General features: G+C 69.1%; 21 protein-coding genes and 3 pseudogenes. 11 read left to right on the forward strand and 13 right to left on the reverse strand.

Annotated features, from left to right (window positions below):
• Positions 1 to 311 precede the first annotated feature (311 nt).
• The 3 genes from B072_RS0140730 to B072_RS0140740 form a co-directional block, all read right to left on the reverse strand.
• On the reverse strand, positions 312 to 1,544 hold the full coding sequence (locus B072_RS0140730; protein WP_158689302.1) for a tyrosine-type recombinase/integrase: 1,233 nt from the start codon (positions 1,542 to 1,544) through the stop codon (positions 312 to 314).
• A gap of 158 nt (positions 1,545 to 1,702) precedes the next feature.
• Complete coding sequence (locus tag B072_RS48490; RefSeq protein ID WP_018535768.1) at positions 1,703 to 1,867, reverse strand: hypothetical protein; 165 nt, start codon at positions 1,865 to 1,867, stop codon at positions 1,703 to 1,705.
• 217 nt (positions 1,868 to 2,084) lie between these two features.
• Positions 2,085 to 2,312, reverse strand: coding sequence for a hypothetical protein (locus tag B072_RS0140740; protein ID WP_018535769.1), 228 nt, complete (start codon positions 2,310 to 2,312; stop codon positions 2,085 to 2,087).
• 235 nt (positions 2,313 to 2,547) lie between these two features.
• Between B072_RS0140740 and B072_RS0140745 the strand changes: the two genes are divergently transcribed.
• From B072_RS0140745 to B072_RS45855, 3 genes are all read left to right on the forward strand, one after another.
• Positions 2,548 to 3,216 carry an RNA polymerase sigma factor gene (locus B072_RS0140745; RefSeq protein ID WP_158689303.1) on the forward strand — a complete coding sequence of 223 codons (669 nt, stop codon included), beginning with the start codon at positions 2,548 to 2,550 and terminating at the stop codon, positions 3,214 to 3,216.
• Between the two features lie 139 nt (positions 3,217 to 3,355).
• Positions 3,356 to 3,586, forward strand: coding sequence for a hypothetical protein (locus tag B072_RS0140750; RefSeq protein WP_018535771.1), 231 nt, complete (start codon positions 3,356 to 3,358; stop codon positions 3,584 to 3,586).
• Positions 3,587 to 3,791: 205 nt separating this feature from the next.
• Complete coding sequence (locus tag B072_RS45855) at positions 3,792 to 5,258, forward strand: hypothetical protein (protein ID WP_158689304.1); 1,467 nt, start codon at positions 3,792 to 3,794, stop codon at positions 5,256 to 5,258.
• A gap of 141 nt (positions 5,259 to 5,399) precedes the next feature.
• On the opposite strand, the pseudogene B072_RS0140760 reads toward B072_RS45855, so the two are convergent.
• The 5 genes and pseudogenes from B072_RS0140760 to B072_RS48495 all read right to left on the reverse strand — a co-directional run.
• A pseudogene (locus B072_RS0140760) lies at positions 5,400 to 5,760 on the reverse strand (single-stranded DNA-binding protein); the annotation flags it as partial.
• 51 nt (positions 5,761 to 5,811) lie between these two features.
• A pseudogene (locus tag B072_RS49540) lies at positions 5,812 to 6,030 on the reverse strand (peptidoglycan-binding protein); the annotation flags it as partial.
• 93 nt (positions 6,031 to 6,123) lie between these two features.
• A pseudogene (locus B072_RS49545) lies at positions 6,124 to 6,678 on the reverse strand (glycoside hydrolase family 25 protein); the annotation flags it as partial.
• 97 nt (positions 6,679 to 6,775) lie between these two features.
• Entirely contained in the window at positions 6,776 to 7,411 is a 636-nt protein-coding gene (locus B072_RS0140770; RefSeq protein ID WP_018535774.1) for a hypothetical protein, read from the reverse strand.
• An 11-nt stretch (positions 7,412 to 7,422) separates the two neighbouring features.
• Positions 7,423 to 8,067: a ParB N-terminal domain-containing protein gene (locus tag B072_RS48495; protein WP_018535775.1), complete on the reverse strand. Its 645-nt coding sequence runs from the start codon at positions 8,065 to 8,067 to the stop codon at positions 7,423 to 7,425.
• A gap of 473 nt (positions 8,068 to 8,540) precedes the next feature.
• Between B072_RS48495 and B072_RS0140780 the strand changes: the two genes are divergently transcribed.
• The 7 genes from B072_RS0140780 to B072_RS45860 all read left to right on the forward strand — a co-directional run bounded on the left by B072_RS0140780 (position 8,541) and on the right by B072_RS45860 (position 14,733).
• On the forward strand, positions 8,541 to 9,146 hold the full coding sequence (locus B072_RS0140780; RefSeq protein ID WP_018535776.1) for a hypothetical protein: 606 nt from the start codon (positions 8,541 to 8,543) through the stop codon (positions 9,144 to 9,146).
• 80 nt (positions 9,147 to 9,226) lie between these two features.
• A complete protein-coding gene (locus B072_RS0140785) occupies positions 9,227 to 9,517 on the forward strand; it encodes an Rrf2 family transcriptional regulator (RefSeq protein ID WP_018535777.1) in 291 nt (96 codons plus the stop codon).
• Positions 9,514 to 10,512, forward strand: coding sequence for a hypothetical protein (locus B072_RS0140790; RefSeq protein ID WP_026246861.1), 999 nt, complete (start codon positions 9,514 to 9,516; stop codon positions 10,510 to 10,512). The genes B072_RS0140785 and B072_RS0140790 overlap by 4 nt, the downstream gene beginning before the upstream one ends.
• An 18-nt stretch (positions 10,513 to 10,530) precedes the next feature.
• Complete coding sequence (locus tag B072_RS0140795) at positions 10,531 to 11,328, forward strand: ATP-binding protein (RefSeq protein WP_018535778.1); 798 nt, start codon at positions 10,531 to 10,533, stop codon at positions 11,326 to 11,328.
• Positions 11,329 to 11,468: 140 nt separating this feature from the next.
• Positions 11,469 to 12,470: a hypothetical protein gene (locus B072_RS45170; RefSeq protein ID WP_018535779.1), complete on the forward strand. Its 1,002-nt coding sequence runs from the start codon at positions 11,469 to 11,471 to the stop codon at positions 12,468 to 12,470.
• A gap of 218 nt (positions 12,471 to 12,688) precedes the next feature.
• Positions 12,689 to 12,961: a hypothetical protein gene (locus B072_RS0140805; RefSeq protein ID WP_018535780.1), complete on the forward strand. Its 273-nt coding sequence runs from the start codon at positions 12,689 to 12,691 to the stop codon at positions 12,959 to 12,961.
• Positions 12,962 to 13,080: 119 nt separating this feature from the next.
• Positions 13,081 to 14,733, forward strand: a complete 1,653-nt coding sequence (locus tag B072_RS45860; RefSeq protein ID WP_018535781.1) for a hypothetical protein — start codon at positions 13,081 to 13,083, stop codon at positions 14,731 to 14,733.
• Positions 14,734 to 15,441: 708 nt separating this feature from the next.
• Here B072_RS45860 and B072_RS0140815 read toward each other — a convergent pair.
• The 5 genes from B072_RS0140815 to B072_RS45180 all read right to left on the reverse strand — a co-directional run bounded on the left by B072_RS0140815 (position 15,442) and on the right by B072_RS45180 (position 22,617).
• On the reverse strand, positions 15,442 to 16,266 hold the full coding sequence (locus tag B072_RS0140815; protein ID WP_018535782.1) for a hypothetical protein: 825 nt from the start codon (positions 16,264 to 16,266) through the stop codon (positions 15,442 to 15,444).
• A gap of 322 nt (positions 16,267 to 16,588) precedes the next feature.
• A complete protein-coding gene (locus B072_RS0140820; protein WP_018535783.1) occupies positions 16,589 to 16,912 on the reverse strand; it encodes a hypothetical protein in 324 nt (107 codons plus the stop codon).
• Between the two features lie 67 nt (positions 16,913 to 16,979).
• Positions 16,980 to 17,378 carry a hypothetical protein gene (locus B072_RS0140825; RefSeq protein ID WP_018535784.1) on the reverse strand — a complete coding sequence of 133 codons (399 nt, stop codon included), beginning with the start codon at positions 17,376 to 17,378 and terminating at the stop codon, positions 16,980 to 16,982.
• Between the two features lie 104 nt (positions 17,379 to 17,482).
• Positions 17,483 to 17,872, reverse strand: coding sequence for a hypothetical protein (locus tag B072_RS0140830; RefSeq protein ID WP_018535785.1), 390 nt, complete (start codon positions 17,870 to 17,872; stop codon positions 17,483 to 17,485).
• Positions 17,873 to 17,880: 8 nt separating this feature from the next.
• Positions 17,881 to 22,617 carry a hypothetical protein gene (locus B072_RS45180; RefSeq protein WP_020573027.1) on the reverse strand — a complete coding sequence of 1,579 codons (4,737 nt, stop codon included), beginning with the start codon at positions 22,615 to 22,617 and terminating at the stop codon, positions 17,881 to 17,883.
• Positions 22,618 to 22,779: 162 nt separating this feature from the next.
• Between B072_RS45180 and B072_RS45185 the strand changes: the two genes are divergently transcribed.
• Complete coding sequence (locus tag B072_RS45185; protein ID WP_158689305.1) at positions 22,780 to 23,457, forward strand: HNH endonuclease signature motif containing protein; 678 nt, start codon at positions 22,780 to 22,782, stop codon at positions 23,455 to 23,457.
• Positions 23,458 to 23,551 lie beyond the last annotated feature (94 nt).

A 23,551-nucleotide genomic window follows, 5' to 3' on the forward strand; every position in this document is an offset into this window, starting at 1 on the left:
CCCAGCATCGCCCTGGCCAGGAACGTCGTGCAGCCTTCGTGGCACCGATCGAGTCGATACGTAGCCCTACGTGGCCAATACCTCTTCGAGTGACCTCTTGGTGAGGGCCAGGCGGCCGGGCTGGTTGCGCCCTACGAGACGTTGAAGAAGTCGTTCGGATCGCGCCGCCGTGTTCGGCCTGATGCGAGGGCATGCAGCGGGCCCGAGCGGTGGCCAGCAGGGATTGTCGGCGCAACGACAGCGGGGCCCAGACCGGGATTGGTCTGGGCCCCGCTTGTGGGGGTGCTCTACGGTCGTGCCGCGCCGTGCTCTCAGGCCGCTCGGGGCGCGGCTGCGGGACGGGCCGTGAGCGCCGCGGCGGTAGCTCCGTGGGTATCGGCATGGTCCCGCAGTAGATGGCTGTAGGTGCGGCGCAGCTCCTCGACGGAGTCGCCGACCCACGCGGCCACGGTGTGCTCGGGGATCCCGTTCTGCAGGCAGGTGGAGATGAACGTGTGCCGGAGGTCGTGAAAGGTCGGCAGGTCCCCGTTCTCGTCCTTGATGCCGAGCTTGGTCAGTGTGGGCTTCCACACACTCTCGTTGAAGTGGTGCCGGCAGATGAGGTTGTTGCGGCGGGCCCGAAAGTGGGGGAGTACCAGTCCGCGCTTGCAGTCGGCGATGGTCTTCTTGTGCTCCCACAACACGTTCGGCTCAGGCTGCAGGGGGAATCGCTCGGCGTGCTCGCCCAAGGCGTCCAGCAGATGCTGGGGTGTCGGCACGGTCTTGGTGTTGAGGCGGGGACTGGTCTTCAGCCGATCGACGATCGTGGGCCGATACCTCAGCTCCTTGATCTTCAGGACCTGGCGGTGGACGGTGAGCAGCTTCTTCTTGCTGTCGATGGCGTCGTCGCAGACGGCGAATGCCTCTGCTTGCCGGACGCCGCAGGAATACCCGAGCATCGGAAGGGGCCTGTAGAGCGCCGGGAAGGCGTCGTAGATCGCCCAGCACTCGTCGGGGCTGAAGACGTAGAAGGTCGTGTCGCCTACGTAGGGCCCGTCGACGCCATAGGTGGGGTTGCTGGGGATCTGGCCGTTCAGATGAGCATCCTTGATGATCATCTTGAATACCTTCCAGTGCCCGTCGCCGGTCGAGTTGGCGAGTTGCTCGTTCGCCTCCATCTCCAGGACCCATGATTCGACCTGGGCCTTCTTGATGGTTCGTAGGCGTTGTGAGCCCCAGCGCGGGTTGAGATGTAGGCGAACAGCCGATTCGTATCTCTGGACGCTGGTCTCTTTCGCGCGGCGGCGGGTGAGCCAATCCTCTGCCCACTGTCGGAAGGTGAGGTTCTTCTCGACGGGGTCGGGCCCGGAGCCCGGGCTCATGCCGTCGAGGATTGCTTGGGCTTGGGCCTGAGTGAGGCCGATCGACTCTGGGATCGTCGCCCGCGTGCGGTTTCCGGTATCGGTGGTGCGGTTGTACGACCAGCTGTGGTGACAGCCAGACTTCTTGGGCCTGTTCTGGTCGGGGCAGTCGCATCGCTTGTAGACGGTGGGCTTGCGGGCCACGGACGCCTCTCACGCTCGATGGGTTCGGGTCTCCCTGGCCAGGGACAGGGACTGTACGTACGAGCTGCCGTGACCGGTCAAGCCGTCGGATGTGCCGCGGTGGCGCTTGGGGCAGGCCCCGGTAAGGCCGGGAAAACTCGTCGCAGGGAAAGCGGAATTCACTCCGTGCGGGCGTCGATCCACGCCTCGAAATCGCGCTCTCGGACCCGCAAGATGCGGTCGCTTACGCGCACTACCGGGATTTCCCAGCTTCGGTAGTTTTCGAGGAGCGTGCGCTTAGTGAGTTCCATCCGCTCGGCGATCGTCTCGAAGCTCAGGAGCACATTGGAGCCACCGCGAGGCATAGTCGTCGTCCCTGTCCACTCGTTGAGGTCCCCCGGCGGACTAATACGGCCGGACGGAGCCGGATACGTACGGTCCGGCACTGGTTAGTACGGGCCTCGACAAGATCTGTTACACCTTTGGCCGCGGCCTGAGTGATCGTCCTGTGGATCGCAGCGATCAGGCGGCCGGCCAGGCGAGGGCTGTGAGCGAGCAGTGCTACGTGGCGCGCGCGGGGCGGCGGGGGGCCGGGTAGATGCGCATGACCTGTTGCTCGGATCCGGTCAGGCGGGTGCGGAGCACGCCTCGGCGGCGGCCCGCACGGACGATCCCCAGGATCGCTTGGTGATCGATCCGGGCGCTTTGGGCGGCGGCCTGGACGGTGACCCACTGGTTCAAGGGGAGCTGCATGAGGGTGCGGTCGGTGGCACTTGCTCGCGGTGACATGCCTGGAGGGTCCTTTGTGGTCGTGCCGGGTCGCTCTCCCGGCGTGCGGCGACGATATAGCACAGGACGCGTCACCGGTATCGCTAGCCCGTTCGATCAAGTCGGCAAATCGCCGGTTATGCTGCCTCGACGTCGCGACGGAATCTGGCCGTCCAGTGGGGAGTTGGGGTGTGCCGACCCGTCGGCGGCGTTCTGGGGATCTGCATGAATCCGGCCTATGGGGGGTTACTACGCCGTGTCAGACGTTCTGGATGTTCTGGCCGCACGTGCGGCAGCAGGGGGCGCGGATGGGGCGGATGCCATCGCAGCGCTGTACGACGAGCTCAACGACAAGGTGTCCAACTGGATCCGCTTCTACGTTCGGGACGTGCATGTCGCGGAGGATCTGTGCCAAGAGGTCTGGCTGAAGGTCGCACGCAACATTGGGAAGTACCGTCCTGGCACCAGTTTCCACGCTTGGCTGCGCACGATCACGAAGAACCGTGCACTGGACTACCTGCGATCGATGCAGGCTCGCCCATCCGAAGTCCTCTACGCGGATCACCTCGAACTGGACCGTCCGCGCGTCGGACGGGGTCCGGAGGAGTACGCAGAGATGCGGGCCTTGGCTGAAGCTGTTGCGACCCGACTGAATAAGCTGCGCCCCGAGCAGAGGCAAGTCCTGATCCTGCGCTTCTTCGACGGGGAAACTCCCGCGCGTACAGCTGAGATTATGGGGAAAACGGACGGCGCGGTGCGTACCTTGACCTTGAGGGCGCTGCGCAAGCTGGCAACGGTCATGCCCTCGGGGGAGTCCTCTGCTCAGCTCGTCGAGAGTCTGCTGACGGTTGCCGTGAGCAGAGGCAAAGTTTTGGGAACGCGTGTTCGAACTGGAGAGGCTACGGCGCATGTCGCGACGCGATGAGAGCGAGCGCCTGGAGCGCGCACTGGACGGCGGGCCGACGCCCCATGATGAGGAAACTCGTTCCATGGTGGCTGCCGCTGGGGCCCTGAGTCCTGGCAATCGGCGGAGTCCTTCTCGGGTACGAGCCACCCGTGAGGCCATGCTCCGCGAGTACATGCGAGGCCAAAACCCGCAGGAAGCCCGTGAGGATGCCGGTACCGGCGATGGCCTGGACGAGGTCGAGATCCACCGCGAGGAAGTGGAACTTCCTGGCGGCGGGCAGGCGATCTTGACGGACATTGAGAGCATCACGCCTGAACGTGCCGAGAAGACCGCTGCCTACTATGCGCGGATTCTTCAGGACAGTGAGCAGAGGGACCGGCAGAGTTGAGCGGCGCGATACCTGGCGGCCGGTTTGACGGGGGGACGCTGTGACTTCCGCATTGCCGCCGATCAAGATTCATGTGGTGGATCCGGCCGAGACCGCTGATGACGTGCCCTTGGCGGATGTGGGCTTGGTCAACATGAACGGTGAACGACACCTGTTCCTGACTCTGCAACCGTTCGAGTCTGCTGTTCGGCAAGTCAGCACCGTGATGCCTGAGCTGCCTTTGGAGCAGGTAGAGCGTCTGGTGCGCGAGCATTGCGCCGAGCTGGGGGACTTCGACGACCTTCTCGGACTCGCCGAGCCGACTCGTCCCACCGCTCCTGTGCAGCCGCCGGCGCTGGTCCCGGCTGCCGCGATGCGACCTCGGCGGGGCAAGAAGTGGGCCATCGCCGCGGCGCTGGTTCCCGCCCTTGCAGGGAGCTGGGCACTGGGCCACTTCACCAACATCAGCACGAACGCGGCGACGATGGCCAGCGCCCCGGACTCAGCGACGAGCGAGGTCAGTAACAAGAACAGCGTCAGCGGCCCGAAACCGTTCACCGCGCACGACTTCCTGGACTTCTCCAAGGCCGGACAGATCGACTGCACGGCGAGCGGACGGCTGGAAGCCGAGTGCACGGACGCTGACGGGATGGTGATGTCGACCAAGGCGGCGATCGGCCCCGACAGCACCATCTTCACGTTCTCCTACGGGGCTGAGCGCCTCGGCCTGCGCATCTTCCAGGACCGGGACTACGCCGAGACGTGGGCCCGCCAGGACGGCTCGCAGGCGTCCTACAACCACCTCACCCAGTTGGGTCGCTACGTGCTCTGGGGCACCGACAAGGACCGGCTGGACGAGTACGCCACCCTGCTCAAGGAATCGGCCAACCCCGCGGCCACACACGTGATGGGTGGCGCGCAGCCCCTGCCGCCCCGGCTGGCTGCCCTGACACTGGGCACGCTCGGCGTCGACGAGCACGAGCTGAACACCATGCTCGCGACGTCGCTGACCGTCCCGGTGCCGGCGTCGTACGACGACGAGCCAGTCCTCCTGGCAGTACGCGCCGTGCTCGGCCTCGACGAGACCGTGACACCGTCGGCCGCGGGGAGCAGCGACGACATCGTCGCTCTTGCGGCGGGCCTGAACACGGATGAGCCTGCGGGATCGACGAACGTGGTGGTGACGGTCACCGCGCCGGACGTGAACACCACGCCGGCTCCGCCCACGACCGCGACGACGTCCACGGGTGCGAGCACCCCTTCGCCGACCCCGTCGACGAGCGGGGCGAGCACGCCGACGCCCGCGGCCGACGAGTCGGACACGTCGACGACGGACAAGCCGGTCGTCGACGAGCCGGACCCCACCACCCCGGAGCCGGACGAGCCGGTCGTCGACAAGCCCGGGCCGGACGGGGCCGCCCCCTCCGATCCCTCCGTCGATGCGCCGGGCCCGGACGAACCTTCCGTCGACGAACCTGCCGATCCGAGCCCAACGGAGCCCCCGGCCGCGGAGAACCCAGCGCCGACGGACCCCGTCGACGAGGGCCAGGAGACGCAGCCGCCCGTCGAAGTCCCGAGCCAGGAGACCCCGGCCACGGACCCCGCGCCCACCGACCCGGCGAGCAGCACAGCGGACGGCGAGGAATCGGATCTCCTGATCGTGCCCAACTCGTGGATGGCGCCCGCAGCCTGACGACACGACGAAGCGCCCCCTACGGACACTTGTGGTTCGTACGGGGCGCTTCGTCGTGGAGGGGCTAGAACGGCGGCTCCTGCGCCCACGGGTCGCCCGCGGGCGCCTGGCCTTGGGCGGGCCGTGAGAACCCCGCGCCGGAGGACTTGGTGACCTTCGCGGTCGCGTTCTTAAGGCTGGCGCCGACCTCCTCGACGTCCAGCTCGTACACGGTGCGCTTGACGCCCTCCCGGTCCTCGTACGACCGCTGCTTGAGGCGGCCCTGCACGATGACGCGCATGCCGCGCTGCAGGGACTCGGCGGCGTTCTCTGCGGCCTGACGCCACACGGCGCAGGTCAGGAACAGGCTCTCGCCGTCCTTCCACTCGTTGGTCTGCCGGTCGAAGGTGCGCGGGGTTGAGGCGACGCGGAACTTGGCGACCGCGGCGCCGGAGGGGGTGAAGCGGAGTTCGGGGTCGTCGACCAGGTTGCCGACGACGGTGATGACGGTCTCGCCTGCCACAGCGGGCCTTTCGGGGAGGGATCGGCCCGCGGCGGCGGGCCGGACGGACGGTCAGGAGAACAGGATCTTCCAGGTCAGCGGGCCGGGGATGCCGTCCGGGTCGCCCTTGAGCTGGGCCTGGGAGAGCTGGAAGGCGCGCACGTTGTCGTGGTCGGCGTCCGTCCACTTGGGGCCCGGGCCGGTCTTGTAGTGCTTGCCGTAGCCCTTCTTCACGAGCTGCTTGCCCAGGGCGGTGATGTGCGCGTTGTTCTTGCCCGGGCCGAAGAACGAGGCGCCGGGGAACGGCGGCTTCGGCTTCGGTGCCGGCGTGGTCGGCTTGGGCGTGCTGGGCTTCGGCTCGGTGGGAGTGTCGAGGTCGCCGGTGGCCCACGCCTTGAGAGCCGCCTTGTCCTTGAAGTTGGCGACGTTCACGTCGGTGCCCTGGATGCCGTACTGGTGGAACAGCCACTGCGCCGTCACGCGCGGCTTCCCGGCCGGGGCGCTCGGGTCCGCGATCCAAAGGCCGTCGCCCACGTACGACGTCTTGTCGATGCCCTTCCACGACGAGAGGTTGCAGTACAGGACCACCTTGTGGTCCGGCCGCAGCTTCTTGACGGCCTTGATGAACGCGTCCTTCTCGGCGTTCGACGGGTGCTTGCCGGTGCTCGGATCGGTCTCCCAGTCGCAGGCCAGGATGTCGCCCGCCTTGCTGGCGCAGCGCTCCACGAAGTACTCCGCCTGCGCCTGGACGTTGCCCGCCACCTGGAAGTGGTAGAAGCCGACGACGGCGCCGGCGTCACGCGCCCGCTTCGCCTGCGCGGCCATCTTCGGGTTGACGTAGTTGGTCGACTGGGTCGCCTTCACGAAGACGAACGACAGGCCCGCGGTGGAGTAGCTGGAGCTCTGATAGGAGCTGACGTCGATGCCCTTGACGGTCATGGTGGTGATGCCTCCTCGGTTGGGGAGGCATCACCGTGCAGGGGAGGGGTGCTTAGCGTCGCGCCGTGGCTCAGGTTCCGTCGGCCGGTCCGAGGGGTCAGTCGATGACTTCGGCGTCCACGACGCTGCCGTCCTCCAGCTCGGGAGGGTCGGGATACTGCACAGCGAACAACGACTCGTTGAGGCGCGCAGCGAGCGCGTCCAGGTCGACGTGTTCCTCGCGGGGCGTGTCCGCGGTGCGCATGCCGGTGATCTCGATGGCGAGCGCAGCGTCCTTGCCGTAGTGGTGGCGGTGCTGCCGCTCCAGGTACCAGGCGTCCGCGCGCCAGTCCGGCGCGGTGCGGTCCTCGGTGACCTCCTCGACGATCTGCCCGGTCTCCGGGTCGCGGAACTTGCGGGTGGTGACTTTGGTGACGATCCCGCCGTCGGCGACCCTGCGGATGTTCGCCATGGCGCGGGTGGCGGCCATCGCGCGGGCGGTACGGACGCGCTCGAACAGGGCGACGTACGGGTCCTCTTCGGGGTCGGGGTCGGCGCCTTCCTCGCGGGCCTCGATCTCCGCGCGGCCGCGCGCCATCCACCGTCGGTAGGTGGCGCTCGAGATACCCGCCGCCTCGGCGGCGAGCTCCACGGCGACACCGGTACGGGATGCAGCGATGATGCGGGCCTCGACGTCCTCGGACAGCAGAGAAGGGCGGCCCGCGGCGGGCCTGCGCTCCTTGCGACGTGACACTGGAAGGCTCCTTAGCGTCCGGGCGTGAACGCGTGCCCGCAGTCAGGGCAGGTGATCAGTCGTGCGCGGCCCTCGTCGTCGGCGCTGAGCCCGCCGTCGTCCAGGCCGCCGTCACCGCCGTCGTCGGGCAGGTGCAGCACGGGGGCCTGGTCCTCGTTGATGGCGCCGGGCAGCGTCTCCGGGTCGACCTGGCGCAGCAGGTCCTCCAGCTTCTCGTCGGGGATCGCGAGGGAGTCGTACAGGGCGGCATCTTCGGTGACGATGTCTTCGAGGTACGCGGCCAGGGAGCGCGGCCGCCAACCACCGTCGGCCCCAATCAAGTTGAGCTTGATGTTCAGGGCCTTCGCCTCGACGTCGCTGCGCGAGGCCCACCCGCGCTGCACGGGCACGAGCCATCCGCCGTCGTGGTCCAGGAGGAGACCGGCGGGGAGCTGCTCGCCGCGGGCCTGCATCTCGATCAGGGCCTCGCGGCGGCCGTGCCCGCCCAGGATGGTGCCGGTGCGCTCGTCGGCGATGGGCTGGTCCACGAAGCCGTGCGTGCGGATGCTCTCGATGATTCGCTCGACCTCGTGCTTCTTCGGATTGCCCAGGGCGGGGTTGAGGTCGGTGAGCGGCACGTAGGTGGTGTAGCGGGGCGCGTGCACGGTCTCGGTCACGGTGGTCCTTCCGGCGGCAAAGGGAGTGCCGGCGGCGGGCGTTGCCTGCGAGCCCGCGGACTTCAACCGCGGCGCCCCGCCTCGCAAGCGGGACATGCCGTCATGGCCGGGCCGCGCCCACCACCGGGCCGGTGCTCGTCCTCGTTCCGGATGGGACGCGCCCCGGGGCCCTGCCCGTACGGCGACGTCACCGAGCGAACAGGGCCACGCGGAACGTAGGGGCCGCCAGGTGTTTGTGTCGCACGGTTCTTCCGTGCGCGGCCGCAGAAGACGCCAGTTGGGTTGCCCCTCGACGCACGCCGTGACGTGTGCTGTACTATTCGGCAACGGCTGGGAGAGCGACCCAGCTACCTGAGCCTAGATGTAACGGATCTGATCTTCCGCCCGTACCTATGGGTGACGCCCGTTGCGCTCCGCTCAGGAAACGACCTGAAAAGCCCTGGGCAGAGCCCTCGGGTGAGAAAGGACCCACGATGTCGCACGACGCCGCTGAGCAGCCCCAGCCCGACATGTCCCTGGGGGATGTCGCGCTGCTGTCGGCCTTCGCGAAGCTGTTCAAGGACCACGTGGTGCCCGCGATCGACAAGAAGATCGCCGCCGTCAAGACCCCGCTCCTCGCCGCGTACGACGACCCGGAGCGCGGCACCAAGTCCATCGACGTGAAGGTCAACGGCGTCGCCGTCGCCACGCAGACCGTCAGCGTCTCCCGAGACAAGTACGACGTCGCCGACGACGACAAGTTCAACGAGTTCGCCGAGGAGTGCGGCGAGGCCGAGGTCATCATCCAGGCCCGCCCCTCCTTCCGTGAGGCGATGATCAAGCGCGCCAAGTTCGACAAGGAGACCGGCCAGATCGTCGACAAGCTGACCGGCCAGGTCATCCCCGGCATGGTCCGTATCCCCGGCGGTAAGCCCACCGGCAGCGTCTCCTTGACCTGGAAAGACGGCGGCAAAGAAGCCGTAGTCGACGCGTACCACTCGGGTCAGCTCCACAGCCTGCTCAGCGGCGTGCCCATGCTGCCCGCCCCGCCCGGCGCCGAGCCGCATGGCGCCGAGGTCGACGAGAGCCCCGAGCAGTAGCCACCCCGACGCGTCGCACCACGGCCCGGCCGCTGCACTCCACGGCGGCGCCGGGCCCCCTTCCCGAAGGACTCACGCACTTGTCCACCGCCATCGCCATCAAACCGGCACTTGCCAACGGCATCTCCGATCGCGCCTTCAAAGTCTTCTGCGTCCTCGTCCTGAGCAGCGACGGCGAATGGGTCCGCGTCCAAGACGTCGCCGAAGACTGCAACCTGACCAACCACCAGGTCCGTGCGCCGCTCGCAGCGCTGCGCAAGGCCCGCATGGTCGAGTCCCGCCGCGTCTACGAGCAGGGCTCCCAGGGGCGCCCCACGTGGCACACCCACTTCCGTCTCGCCCCGGCGACGAACAGCGAGGCTGCCGCATGACCCGCCTGAGCCGCCGTGACGGCACCCGAGTCAACCAGCGGATCTACACCGTCCCGATCGAGTCCGACACGGCCAACGACGACAAGATCAGCTACCGCGCCCTCGGCCTCCTGGTCCACATGCTCAACAAGCCCGCGGACTGGCAGATGCGGTCCGAGCAACTGTCCAAGGGTAAGAAGCGTGAGGGCCGCGACGCCGTAAGGAAGGTCCTGCACGAACTGGCGGCGGCCGGGTACTACCGGCTCGAACGCCGAAGATTCCGAGACGGCACGACCGCCATGGGCACCGCGATCAGCTTCTACCCCGTCAAGCAGTGGGCGCAGGACTACGTCACCTTCGGGCAGAAGCTCGACGTGCCCGTCGTCGAACAGGAAGACGGCACCTTCCTAGTCCGCTACCCCGACAACACCCTCGGCTCGGACGGGTTCGCCCCCGGCCAGATGGAGGAGCAGGAGCCCGACGCCGAGCCCTCCCAGGAGGAAGCGCCGGAGCCGAAGCCGACACGGAAGACGCCGCCGGCCGCCGCCCGGTCCGCCCGCAAGAAGAAGGCCGCCGCCAACACGGACAGTGCGCCGGACGCAGCCGCCGAGGACAAGGCGACCGAGGGCGAAGCGAAGAAGAAGACGCCCGCCCAAGAGGTCGCCACCTGGTACTACGAGCACGCCACCAAGCACCTGGGCCCGTACGCGGGAGCCAAGAAGTCCGGCTGGTACTTCGGTCTCCTCAAGCTCAGCGAACAGGCCATAGAGGCCGGATACACGAAGCAGCAGATCGCCAAGGCGTTCCAGCGCACCGGTATCCACTTCCCGACCGCGCACCAGTTCCAGCGGGCGCTGAGCGACGAGCGAAACAACAAGCCCATGCCCAGCCAGTACGGAGGACGTCCCGCCCCGTACAGCGACGCGGAGACCTGGGGCACACCCGGCCCCGGCGCCCCGCCCACGTCCACGCCCGACGCCCCCGACGACGCCGTGTTCGGCATCGACCCCGCCTAGCACGAAGGAGAACGAGCGGTGAGCACCTTGGCAGCCGAGCGCATCGTTCCCGGCCGAGAGCCGAAGCAACTGTTCGAGGTCACCGACAGGTTGCTCGCCGCGCTCAAGCGGGGCGGCGCGGACCTTTCCCAGCTCGGCGTTCCCGCACCTGCGGACGACGAGGGCGTGGAACTGTGGGAGGACGTGTCCGTGCCGCAGGCCCACGCCCGCACCCTGGCCTGGACGAACAGCATGAAGCGCGCCTCGTACGACGACTACCTGCGGTTCCGGTTCGAGCACCTCGACGACTACCAGCAGCCGCGTTCCCTGGCCGGATGGCTCGACTCCCTGGTGGAGGCGAAGCGGAAGAAGGCCCGCCCCTCGACGATGCACTTCATCATGACGGGCAACATCGGATCGGGTAAGACGACGTCGCTCGCCGCGCTGGGCAACGAGTCCGCCGAGCGCGGCCTGCTCGTGCGGCTCGTCCAGCACTCTACCTACCTGGCGTGGCGGCGCCCGGACGGAGCGCCGGACGACCTGAGCACCGACGCGGTCCGCAGGCGTCACGTCCTGGACCCCGACCTGCTCATCGTCGACGAGCTGTGCGGCGAGATGGACGGCGTCCAGACCGAGTTCGTGCGCCGCGAGACCACCGACCTGGTCGGCTCCCGACTCGCGGCCGGACGGCCCACCGCGTTCTCCACGAACCTGCGCCGAGACGGCATCGCCGCCATTCTCGGCGAGCGGCTGCTGTCGCGGATCGAGGACCGCGCCTATCTGGCGAAGGTCGTCGGCCCCGACCGGCGCGCCCCCAAGAAGGCTCTCGACTGGTGAAAGCCGCCCGCCCGGCCCCGTGTTGACCGGTCGGGCGGAATGCGGGGCAGCGCTGGAGGCGGAGGACCCTATATCGTTTGGGCAGCCCGAGGACCGACGAGCGTAGGCCCTCGGGGAGACCTGAACGAAAGGGACGTGTCTTGCCGAAGCTGCCTACCCTCCGTGCCATCACCCAGGGCGAGCGAGAGCTGCGCGATTGGCACCGCAATCTGCGTATCGGAGCCGCGGCCGCGGGCTTCGGAATGATGCTCGCCTCCCTATACCAGCTCCATTGGGCCGGAACGCTGATCGGGTTCCCCACCTTCGCGGCCGCCGCCATGGCCGGATCCCTCGAACTGCTGTTGGCGTTCAACGCCGGGGCGGTCACCTCGATCCGCCGGCGCGGAGACAACGGTCGTGAGGGCGGCTACTACTGGTCGCTGTGGTGCATCTTCGCGTTCCTGCTGTGCATCTCGATCGCGGCGAACGTGGGGCACTGCGTGGTCGCACTGTCGGAGTGGTTCGCCACCGGCGGGGCACCCGAGCTGATGAACGCGCACAAGGAGTACGTGTACGTCGTCGGCGGGGCCGTCGCCGCGATGGTGCCGCTCGGCGGCAGCTTCGGCCTGCACATCTCCGGTTTCGTCCGCGCGCGCGGCGCGGGATCGGACTGGGTCGACGCAGACGGGACCGGCGCGCTGCTCGATGCGGCCGCGCCCGCTCCCGTCCAGGCCGCCGCGCCTGCGCGGAAACCCGCGCCGCAGCCGCGCCCCGCGGCCAAGGTCCCCGGGCCCGCCCCGAAGAAGGTCAGCCTCGTCAAGGCCGCGGCGAACCCTGTCCCCGTCCCCGCCGAGACTCCCCGCCCGCATCCGGCGCCGGAGGAGACCCCGCAGATTGAGCCCGTGGAGGTCGTCACCGAGGAGGAGCTGTACGCCCTCTACAAGGCGGCGAAGGATGCGGGGGAGGGGCACCGGTTCGGGCCGCGCGGCGACCTGAACGCCTCTCAGCTCGGTCGCCGTCTGGGGCAGTCGCCGCAGAACGGCCGCAAGAACGTCGGGCCGCGCTTCGAGTCCCGCTACGAGGCGGAGAAGCTGGAGGAGGGCGGCGCGGGCATCGACATCGAGGGGCTTGCAGCCAATAGCGGGGCCACTCAGGCATCCTGACGTTCCGCACCTGCACGGTACTCGCGGCGGGCGCTCCCATGGGGGCGCCCGCCGCAGTCACGATCGGACCCCTTTCCATGACCCCCGAGAACCTGGCCCGTCTCGCTTCCGCCCGCGCGCACCGTGATCTGTCGGACCTTGCCCGGCAAGGCGTTGGCGCCATCAGCGAGACAGCCACCCCTGCGGAACGGATCGCTGCAGCCCGCCATCTGCGGGTGATGGTGAACGAGCTCGTCGACCTGGTCGTGCTCGGCGAGGCCCTGGGCGGCGCCTCGTGGGAGGAGATCAGCCAGGCGCTGAAGCGGCGCGACCCGGGCACGGTCGAGGGCGAGTACGAGGAAGCGGTGGCCGAGTGGAAGGCGGCGCCGGCATCGGCGTACGAGGGCGCCGAGGGGGACGCGCGCGACCTGGACGCCTGGTACCGGCGGCACCGCGAGGACTTCGATCCGGCCGCCGAAAGTCCGGTGTCTGATCTGCTCCGCGAGGGTTGAGACCAGCCCCTGACAGGCTAAGATATTACAGCGCACGTCAGGACGCGAAGCTAAGGGCCTGACAGGCGCAGCATCCGGGAGAGCGACCCGGAAGACCTGAACTGAAAGGCCCCCGTTCCGTGGCTGGACTCATCGCACCACAACGCACCCGAAAGAGCCGGAAGCCCACCGGCCTGCCGAACCCGCCCCTCGTCCTGATCACCGGTCAAGAGAAGGTCGGCAAGAGCTACGAAGCCGCCAAGGGCAGCGGCTCCGACCTGATCGGCAAGACGTACTGGATCGAAGTCGGCGGAAACGAGGGCACCGCCGACTACTACGGGCGTGTGCCCGGCGCCGACTACGAGATCGTCGAGCACGACGGCTCGTACCAAGACATCCTCGACGCGATCCGCTGGGTCAACGCCCAGCCCCGCATCGACGGCAAGCCCAACATGCTCGTCATGGACTCCGTGACGTCCGTGTGGGACATGCTCAGCGACGAAGTCGCCATGTTCGCCCGCAACCGCGCCGTCATCAAGGCGAACCGCAACCGCAGCCGGGTGCCGGCAGCCGACGAACCGGTCGTCGTCGACCCCGACCTGTGGAACCGCGCCAAGGACAGGTGGGGCAAGGTCATGTGGCTGCTGCGCCGCCACCAGGGCCCGGTTCTGCTGCTGGCCCGCACCGAGGTGGTCACCGCGTTCGAGAACGACAAGCCGACGCGGAACACCACGCGCAAGGTGAAGGCGGAGCGCAACCTGCCCGCGGCCGTCGACGCGATCCTCGACCTCCACGGACTCGGCGAAGCCTGGCTCACCGGGGTGCGCAGCCTCCACATGGACCTCCAGCCCGGCGAGACCCGCCGGTTCAAAGACTTCTCCGTGGACGCGCTGCTGCGCCGCATGGGCTTGCAGGACGCCGTGGAGTCCCGCGCCATGTACGAGACGCGGCCCGACGCCACGCTGCAGGAGCCCGACCAACCGGCCGAGCCCGCCGAGCCCACCGCCCCCGGCCTGAGCGAGCAGAAGGCGACACACCTGATCGCCGAAGCGCTCAAGCACCCCAACGACCCCGAGCAGGCCCTGCGCGAGGTGCGCGAGGAGCACGGCCGACGCACCCTCAAGGCCGTGCGCACCCAGTCGAAGTGGGGGGTGATGAGCGCCGACGCCCTGATCACCCGGACCCTCGACTACCTCGCGAAGAAGGTCGCGGAGGCCGAAGCGAGGGAGGGCGGCGACGCCGGGACCGGCGAGCTGTCGTCCACCGAGAGCAGTGCAGGGCAGCCCGAGGGCGGGCAGGAGACGCCGGACACGCCCCGCGTGGAGGCGCCCGCCACCGCCGAGACACCCCAGGCCGATCCCGAGCCGCCGGTCGACGAGGGGGCACCGCCGCCCCCGGACCCGCAGGCCGAGGCGACCGAGCCCGAGCCGCGGCCCGAGGACGTCAGCGAGGCCGAGCAGCCGCAGGACCTGCCCCGGCCCCGGCCCGCCCAAGCCAACAAGCTCAACAGGGTGATGGCGGTGCTGCTGACCGAGTCGGAGATCCAGTCCCGCATCCTCGGCGTGACGATGCAGGAGTTCCTGGAGCCGGTCTCCGGACCGGAGGAGGGGACACCGCCGCCGATGACGAAGCTGCGCTCGCACGTCCTGGAGCACCGGCCCATGGTGATCGGTCTGCTGGAGGATCGCGGCGAGCGGGACATCGCCAACGCGTACCGGCTCGCGGGCAAGCCGGAGCTGAAGATCGCCGACATGTTCTCGACGCTCTACAACGACCTGACGACCGTCGGGTGAGGTGACGTGATGTGACGCGCGCCCGGCGCGCCTGAACCGATCCACGGGGGCAGGAGAGGCGCGCCCCACATCACGTCACGTCACCTCGTCGAAGCGCGCGCCTGGACGCTCCAGCCGCCGTCTGGGCGCGCGCTTCGCCGTACGTAGTGGCGCGCGCCTGCCCACCGATGGCGCGCCCTGATCATCAGGCGCGCCACCGGGGAGCGCGCCAACCGCTACCGGCCGAGCGCGCCCGCGCCACGGCGCGCCCTCCCCGATAGCGCGCCACCGTACGGCGCGCTCCGCGCAGGCGCGCCCGGCTGGCAGGCCCGCCTTCCTCTGGGCGCGCCTACGTCGGTGGCGCGCCCGGCCGCACCGCGCGCCCACGCCATGAAGGCGCGCCATCGGCCGGGCGCGCCCGCGCCACGGCGCGCCCTCCCCGACGGCGCGCTCACGCTCGCGGCGCGCCACACCGTCAGGCGCGCCACCCTCTGACCTGCGCAATCGTCAGGCGCGCCACTCGTCGGCGCGCCTGCAGCCCGGCCGCGCGCCACCTGAAGCGCGCCCAACGAAGCGCGCCGACGAGGAGCGCGCCCCGGCAAGCGCGCCACCCAGGGCATGCCCTGAGCAAGGCGCACCGACGTGGCGCGCCCTGGTGGCGCGGGCGCGCCCGGGCATGAAGAAGGGCGCGCCCGTCGCGGGCGCGCCCTGGGAAGGCTGGTTGCGGCGTCAGCTCGCCGGGCGCGCCTGGGCGCGGCGCGCCTGCCGCTTCTGCCGGCGGACCTCCTCGCGCGCCTCGGCCGCGTTCTCGCGCACCGCGTTGCGCAACTGGGAGAACTCCTCGGGGTACTTCTCGGCGAGCAGGTTCATCGCCTGCAGCCGGTAGTTCGGGGCGGTCGGCATCCGGCCCCAGCGCGCCGTCATGTAGTTCAGCGTGTACTGCAGGAACCGCAGCTCGGCCTCCAGCCGGGACTGGAGCTGCGAGACGCGCGCCTCGTACGCCTTGCGGGACTCGCCCTCGGTCTGCGGAAGGAATCGACTGGTGGCGCGCATCATCCGTACGGCCAGCGTTTGGGTGCGCGCCGCGACCTGCGGCGAGCGGAACGCGAGGCCCTGCACGTAGTTGTGCCCGGCACGCACACTGGCGCCCGCGGCCTGCTGCACGAACGCCAGCCACTCCTCGGTGAACGCCTCGTTGTCGAGCTGCGCCAGGAACTCGGCCTCGTCGACGGCCAAGTCCTCGATCGCGGCGACGACCGGTACGCGCGCGGCCTGGAGCTGCTCCCGGAAGGCACTCATGCGGGCCTGATACTCGCGCTTCGATTCGCCGTCCCGGCGGGGCAGTGCGGTCTTGAGTTCCCGGCCTGCACGGTCAGCGGCCAGGAGCGTGCGTCCCGCCACGTCCGGAGAGCTGAACGCTGCTGCCCGCACCTCGTTGACGCCGCCGTCCTGGACGTGCGCGATCCACGCCTCGTAGAACGCCTGGTGCGTCATGTCGGTGAGGCGCTTGGCCTCTGCCGTGACCTGCTCGGCAGGCGGCTGCGCGTCGGCCATCCCCGGGTTCCTCCTGGTCTTCGCGGCCCGCTGGTCTCGAGCCGTGCCGCGCGGAGCGGCGACGTGTAAACGGTGGCCGCTTCGCGACCGAACTCACCCCGTGTGCTGGGTCATAGCAGGAGCGACCGCTCTCCAGCCCTGGGCGCTCTGCACGCGCGCAGTGGTCTCGGACTCTTTGTCACCACCGGAGTGACCTGGGACGAAAAGGATTAACACCCCATGAGTTCCGGCAGCTGCCCTCAACGCAGTGAGTTCGGCGGCGAAACGGCCACCGCTGCGGATGATACCCGCCGGCCCGCGGCGGGCCTCCGCCCTGGTGCGGCTACTCGGCCGGTTCCTGGCTGTTCCGGCTGGTAAGCGACTCAATGACCGGGGCGATCGTCGTCGGCTTCCAGATCAGGTCGTACGTGGACTGCGCGGCGGCGATCACCGCGAGGATCGTGGTGCACGCCTGCGGGCCGTCCTGGAGCTGCTGCCAGCCCCCGGCGACCAGGACGGTCCCGACGCCCGCGATGAGGGCGAGCGCGACCGCGACGGCCTTCTTCACCTCGGCCGACCAGGCGGGCCGCTGCACGATCGCGGTGAGCATCGGGAGGAAGGCGCCGACCTGGGCGCCGATGGTGATGGAGTCGAGCGTGTCCGACAAGGGAGTGCCCTTCCGTAGGTGATGCGGAAGGGCACGGTCACCGCTGGGGACTGCTTGCGTCGCCTGCTCAGGACCAGTCCGGCCCGGTGATGTCGGAGGCGATCTCGTCCGGCGGCGCGGGCGCGGGCCGGTTCAGGGCGGCGCGGATCACGTCCTGCAGGTCGTGGATGTACTCGACGGCGGCCGCCTTCCAGCGCCGCCACTTGCGCTGTTCCTCGCGCAGCTCCTCGACGCTGCGCTCCAGCGTCTCGTACTTCGCCTCCAGCGTGGTCATCCGCTCCAACGTCTGCTGAGTGGAGGCGCGTTGCTGCTCCAGGAGGCTGGTGAACCCGTCGGTCAGGTTCTTCACGGCCGTGGCTTCGCTGTTCTTCTTGCCCTGCCGGTACACGAGCCAGGCGCCGCCGAGTGCGCCGAGCATCCCGAAGAGGGGAGCAAGTACGGGTGCCAGCGAGACGAGCCCATCCACTGGCGCTCCCTCATATCGGTTGGTCATGGGTGCGCGGGAGCCGGAGCCCCGGGGAAAGGGCTCACGGCTCCCCGCAAGCGCGAACGGTGCACGACCGCGGTCGTTTACGTCGCGCCCTGCCCGTCGCCGGCCGCAGACACCGCAGGAGCGACTCCGGCGACGGTGCTCCAGCCCCGCCGTATCGCGCCGAGCAGCTGCTCGTCGGTGATCGCGGCCGCCATCTCGGGTCCGGCCGTGCTGCCTGATGTCGCGGCGGCCTGCAGAAGCGGCGGGGTGACGACGAGGCCGATTGCCATCTGCGCCGCCTGCGCCTCCGTCGGGGTGAGCGCGGTCTTCGCCAGGTTCCAACGCAGCGGGTAGCCGGGCGTGGTCGGGTCCTCGGCGAAGACCTCCTGCGCGATGACCGCGATGGCCATGCGGACGCGTGGCAGTAACGTCGGCTCGCAGGCCAGGGTGCAGATCGCGGACAGCGACAGAGGCAGGACAGTCGTCACAAGGGTCCTCACTTGGTGTAGGTCACTTTGAGCTTGGGCGGATTGGACTGGCCGACGCCGCGGGCGATGCCGTAGTACGTCGAGCTACTGCTGTTCGGGTCAAGGGCGATGCCGCGCCACTTGGTGCTGTCGAAGACACTGGTGATGTCGACCCATTTGCCCTCGTTGCGGGCCCACGAGATCGTCTTCGACTCGGAGTCGGAGGAGAACGACGACGGACGCGACGTGTGGGAGTGGGCCTTGATGACGGCCTTGCCGCCGGCGTTCGCGTACCAGTGGTCGAAGTAGATGTAGACCTGCGCCTTCACGATCGTGGCGCCCGCGAGGTCGCTGGCCAGCGACGACGGGAAGCCGATCAGCGCTGCCTGCGTGCCGTTGGTGCTGGAGTAGTAGCCCTGGATGCACTTGGACCCGTAGTACGAGTTGTACGAGCCGCGGTTGGCGTAGGTGCCGGACCAGGAAGCCGTGTACGTCTTCTCGTACTGCTTCACGATCGGGTCGCTCGTGCCGCCGCCGTTGTTGTAGCCGCCGGTCTCCGGGATGTACGGGCCGATGTCCTCGACGTAGAAGACGCCGTGGTTGTCGGCGCCCCCGTACAGCTCGCAGCTCTGCCCGGACGGGGCCAGGGCGTTCTCGAAGCTGATCAGGAATCGGTGATCGCCTGCGCCGAGGGACGGCCCGGAGGCAATGTGCTCCAGGCCCGCGGTGAAGCTGTTGCCGAGCGCCTGGTGATGCACGGCGACATAGATCTGAGGGGAGTTGATCGTCGGTGCACCAGTGCCGCCGTCGCGCAGCCGCAGTCGCAACTCCCCGCCATCCGAGGAGGGGTTGGCGCGGGCGGTGAACACGAATCGGTACATGCGGCTCGTGTCGATCGTGGCGCCCAGTTCCACGAATCCCATCTCGGTTCCGGTCGTGGTGCGGGTGCTGATCTGGTAGTCGATGGCCTGGATGCCGCGCGGGAACTGGGCGAGGACGTCGGCGAGGTCGCTGCCGCCGATGGAGACGGTGTCTGCGACGGCCAGGCGCTGGAATCCGGCGCCGCCGTCCTGGTCGATAGTGGCGACCGGCGTGCCGTCCGTCGACAAGGTCAGGTAGTTGGGGCGGCCGGTGACCAGGGCGACCGCCTCGTCCCCGCTGTCGTCGAACAGCTGCAGACCCTGTGGGGAGACTTCGGCACGCGCCCCGGCGATTGCGCCGGAGGCCATGACGACGCGGCACGAGACGTTGTCGAATGCGATCGTGCCGGTTGTTGCCTGGAAGGCGGAGATCCACACCTGCATCTGCGTCGTGCCGGTCGGCGCGGGGGTGGTGGGGACGGTGCTGACGGTGGTCCACGTGCCCTTCACCGCGGGAGTGATGTTGAGGGTGCTCCAGCCCAGCGCCGTGTTGGAGCTGTTCAGCCACGTCGCGTACATCCGGATGCTTTCGCCAGCCCAGTCGGCTGAGGCGAGGTAGTCCATGGACAGCCACACCTTCTGGCCCGGCATGCCCGCCAGGGCGGCGAGCTGCAGGGCCTGCGTGGTGGCGGCCGCCGCCGTGCACACGGTCTGCACTGCCCGCGGTGTGCCGTTCCCGGCAACGATCGACCACGTTGAGCGGGACGCGACCCGCTGGTCGGACAGGGCACCCTCGAAACTGGGGTCGGCGATCACGTTGCCGTCGGTGCCCAGCGCGAGCCGGTCGGCCGTGAGGGAGCCGACCTTGATGTGGGTGGCGTCGATCGACCCGGCGAGGATCTTCGTCGCCGTCACCGAGTTCGCGGCCAACTGCGCGGCTGTGACGGACAGCGCGGCGAGCTTGTCCGTCGTGATCGCGAGCGATGCGATCTTCTCGGCCGTGACGCTCAAGGCGACCAGCTTGTCCGTGGTGACCGAGCCAGCCAGGATCTTCGGCGCGGTGATGGCGCCGTCGGCGATGTTGATGGTCTGTACGGCGCCGGTCTCCAGGACCTCGACCGTGATCATGTCGATCTCGGCCGTGCCCGTGCCTGTCTGGTAGTTCGCGTAGAACAGGGGGGTGATGTAGCGGGCGTTTGCGTGCAGCGCGCCGGGAGCGGTCGGAGACGGGCAGGCCGCGGTGGTGCCCTTGGCTCCGGCCGCGGCATAGCCCCTGAGGTAGCCGGTGTACCGCTGCCATCCGGCTCCGGCGGTGAGGGGCTGCTGCGCGGCTGCGACGTAGTGCTGTGAGCTCCCGGCCGCGTTGCCGTCGATGTTGACGAGCGTCGCCCCGTCTGCGGCAATGCCCGCGACACCGCAGTAGAACCGCTGCTGTGCGGTGTCCGTGCTTGCGACGGTCTGCCGCACCGTGACGCTGATCCGGTAGAGGACGTTCGGGTCGAACGGGATCAGGATGTCCGGCCGCCAGACGCTGTTGACGGCGCCGACCGCGCGCATCACGTAGCCGCCGGACTGCGCATCCGGCACGGTCACCGACGTCAGGTTGGACACTGCGCTCGTGGTCGTGGTGCTCGAACCGGCGGAGCGCCACTTCGAGGCTTCGGCGCCGGCGTCGTAGAGCTTCTGCACGACGCTCGCCGCGGTGGTCACCGACAGCTGGCTGGTCGTGATCGATCCGGCGACTACCCGGTCGCCGTTGAGGGTGCCGACCGCGATCCGGTCTCCCTGAATCGAGTTGGCGATCATCTTCGGCGTGGTGATCGCGCCGTCCGCGATCTGTACGCCACCGACCACGGGGCGGCACGCCGCGTTGTCGAACCACGTGGCACCCGCGGTGACGAGACCGGTCTCGATGCGGACGCGGGCCCGGGTGGCGGTCGCTGGGGCGGTGTAGGTCGCGGCCAGTCGCGCCCACGCTCCCTTGGACGGTGTCGTCGTCCGGGAGCTGCCCTTGTCGGTGGCGAGGGTGGTGCCGCCCTCGGTCTCCCACCGGACGTGGACGTTGACCTCGGAGCCCGCCCAGTCGGCGGAGGCGTAGTAGTCGGCCGCGATGTACAGCTGGTCGCCTGCGGTGACGGGCAGAAGGGCGAGTTCGATGGCCCGCCACTGGGCTGTGCCGTCGGTGGTGACCTTCATCGACGCGGCGGAGGCGTTACCGAAGGCGAGGTCCTGGACCGCCCACGCGAACTTCGCGGCGAGCGCCGCGGCGTAGGCGCCCTCGAACGAGGGATCGTTGAGCACGTTCGCGCCGCCGACGACGGTCAGCTTGTCCGTGGTGACCGCTCCGGCCACCAACTCCGACGTCGACACGGAGTTCGCCGCGATCTCCCGGCCGGTGATCGCGTCGGCTGCGACCTTGCCCGCGACCACGGCGTCCGCCGCCAGGGCCGCCGTGTTGACCGACCCGGCGACGAGGTTCGACGAGCCGACGACGCCGGTGCGCAGCGGCTCGATGGTGAAGGCGTCGACCTCCATCACCGCGGCCGTGCCCTTGCCGAAGTTGAGCCAGACCGTGGGCCGCAGGAAGCGCACGCTCGCGTGGGTGGCGCCGGGGACGCGCGGGTCGGTCTGCGGGCCGGAGGGGGCCGTCGCGCCGTCCGTGACCCGGCCCTGGATGTAGCCGACGTACGTCTTCCAGCCGTCCGCGACGGCGAGCGCGCCACCGTTGGAGGCGCAGTAGTAGTGCATCGACGTCGACGCCGCGCCCGAGCGGTTGACCAGCGTGGTGCCGTCGTCGGCAACGCCGATCGCGCCGAGGTAGACGGTGGCGGGTCCGGACGCGTCCTGCGCCGTGGCCCGTACGCGGACCATGACCCGGTACAGGGTGTCGGTGTCCTGGGCGATCAGCGCCTTGCCGGCGAGCTGCACGTCGCCGTTCGCGATGAGGAGACCGCCGCCGGACGGGGTGCCGGTCGCGGACGGGTTCACGGCCCAGGTGGCGCCCGTGGCCGTGGAGAATGCCTCCCACACGGTCGGGTCGCGGAACGTATCCGTGTACCGCTGGCCGATGCTGTCGCCGAGCGCCCCCGTCAGCGAGTTCAGCGACACGGACGCCGCGGCGAGCGCGTCCTTCGTCACCGACGCTTTGGCGAGCTTGTCGGCCAGGACCGCGCCGTCGGCAAGCGCCGCCGACCCCACAGCCCCAGTCGCGATCTTCGCCTCGGTGACCGCGTCGTCGGCGAGGATCAGATCGTTGACCGCGCCCTGCTGCAGCTTCTCGTTGGAGATGGCCTGCAGAGCGACCTTGGCCTCGGTGACCGCGGCCTCAGCAAGCTTGTTCTCGGTGATGATCCCGTCGATCAGGTCCTGGCCGACGGCCTGCTGTGGCGTGCCCTGGACCGTGTCGGAAGCCGGGCCGGTGACCGCGGCGGTGTTCTCGGCGACCAGCCGCACCCATACCGGCTCGTAGTTGTCGACCTTGACGGTGACGGTGCCGCCGAGCGCCGCGCCGATCGTGGCGAGCTGCGTCGTCAGGTCCGGCGTGAAGTCGGCGCTGCGCCCGACGTGGACCTGCACCAGAGCGAAGTCAGCGGGCGTGGTGTACGAGTCGGCCCAGGCCCCGTCCCAGCCGATCTGCAGGCCCGCCAACTGGTTCGAGACGGCCGGCGCCGTCGGCGTTGGCGGCGGCCCGCTGTTGACCGGGACGAGGGCGACCGTGCCGTCTTCCTGGACGCCGACAGAGCCCTTGAGAGTGCCCTCGTCGTCGTAGATGTCGAGAGAGCCGCCCTCAATGGACGTGTATCCGGCCTGGGTGCTGCGCTCCAGTGCCTGGAGGCGCCGTTCGTAGTCGGCGAGCAGGGTCGCCAGGCGCTTCGCGTCAGTCTGGTCGTCGAGGAAGTTCGCCATGGCCGGGCACGTTGCGCGGCAGGGAGGGTTAGTGTCGCGGCCTCCTCAGCTGAGACACGCGTGCACCGGCAGTGAATACTGCCGGTGCCAGTGGCTGGGGAGGCCACTCTTCTGGTGGGGGAGTAGATGGGAGACAGAGATCAGCCGGAGTACGTGTGGCTCATGGTTCTGACCGCGAATCGAGGGCTGTGCGTCTACTGCAACGCGATGCGATCGACGACGCTCGACCACGTGGACTCGATAGCAGAGGGTGGCCGGAACGCCGTCGAGAACCTCTTTCCAGTCTGCCGACGCTGCAATTCGGCAAAGGGCCGGCTCACCGTGGATGACTGGTTCGACGAGATGGAGCAGGCCAACTACTGCCGTCGTGGCCACTGCGTACATCTGGAAGCCGGATGCTCAACTCGGGGCGTAGTCCTGGATATCCCTTGGTGGGAGCTGTCCGATCGCATGGAAGCGACCCGGGCAACCATCGACGACGTCGACCGGACCCGCTGGTTCAGCCACCATTTCGCCCGCACGATTCTGCGGACTTCCACCGTGGACGTGATCGAACGCAAACAGGCCGCAGTCAAGAAGCTGTCTGCCTATCCGGTGCCCCCTTGGACGAGTGAAGAGACAGAGCCGGAAAGGGACGTGTGCAGTCGGCGCCTGTGCTGCCCGCAACCGGCCAAGGACGAATGGCCGACGTTCTTCTATCTGGACGCCGACACGCGGCGCCGGGCTGAGAAGCTGGCCTTCGAGAGCGAGATCAATGTCATCGACCTGTACGGACTGGCGGTGTGGGAGTTCGTGGTCCGGGCCGAACGCGAAGGTCGAGAGGCTAGGGAGCGCACCTAGGGCGCGTATCGGGTCGTGATCAATGAGCACCGAAGCTTCCGGGGCGGGTGCCCCGTCGGGGGTACGGGCCCCGGCTGCCTGCCATCCGAGACGG

It is taken from the genome of Streptomyces sp. HmicA12 (assembly GCF_000373565.1).
GTDB lineage: Bacteria > Actinomycetota > Actinomycetes > Streptomycetales > Streptomycetaceae > Streptomyces.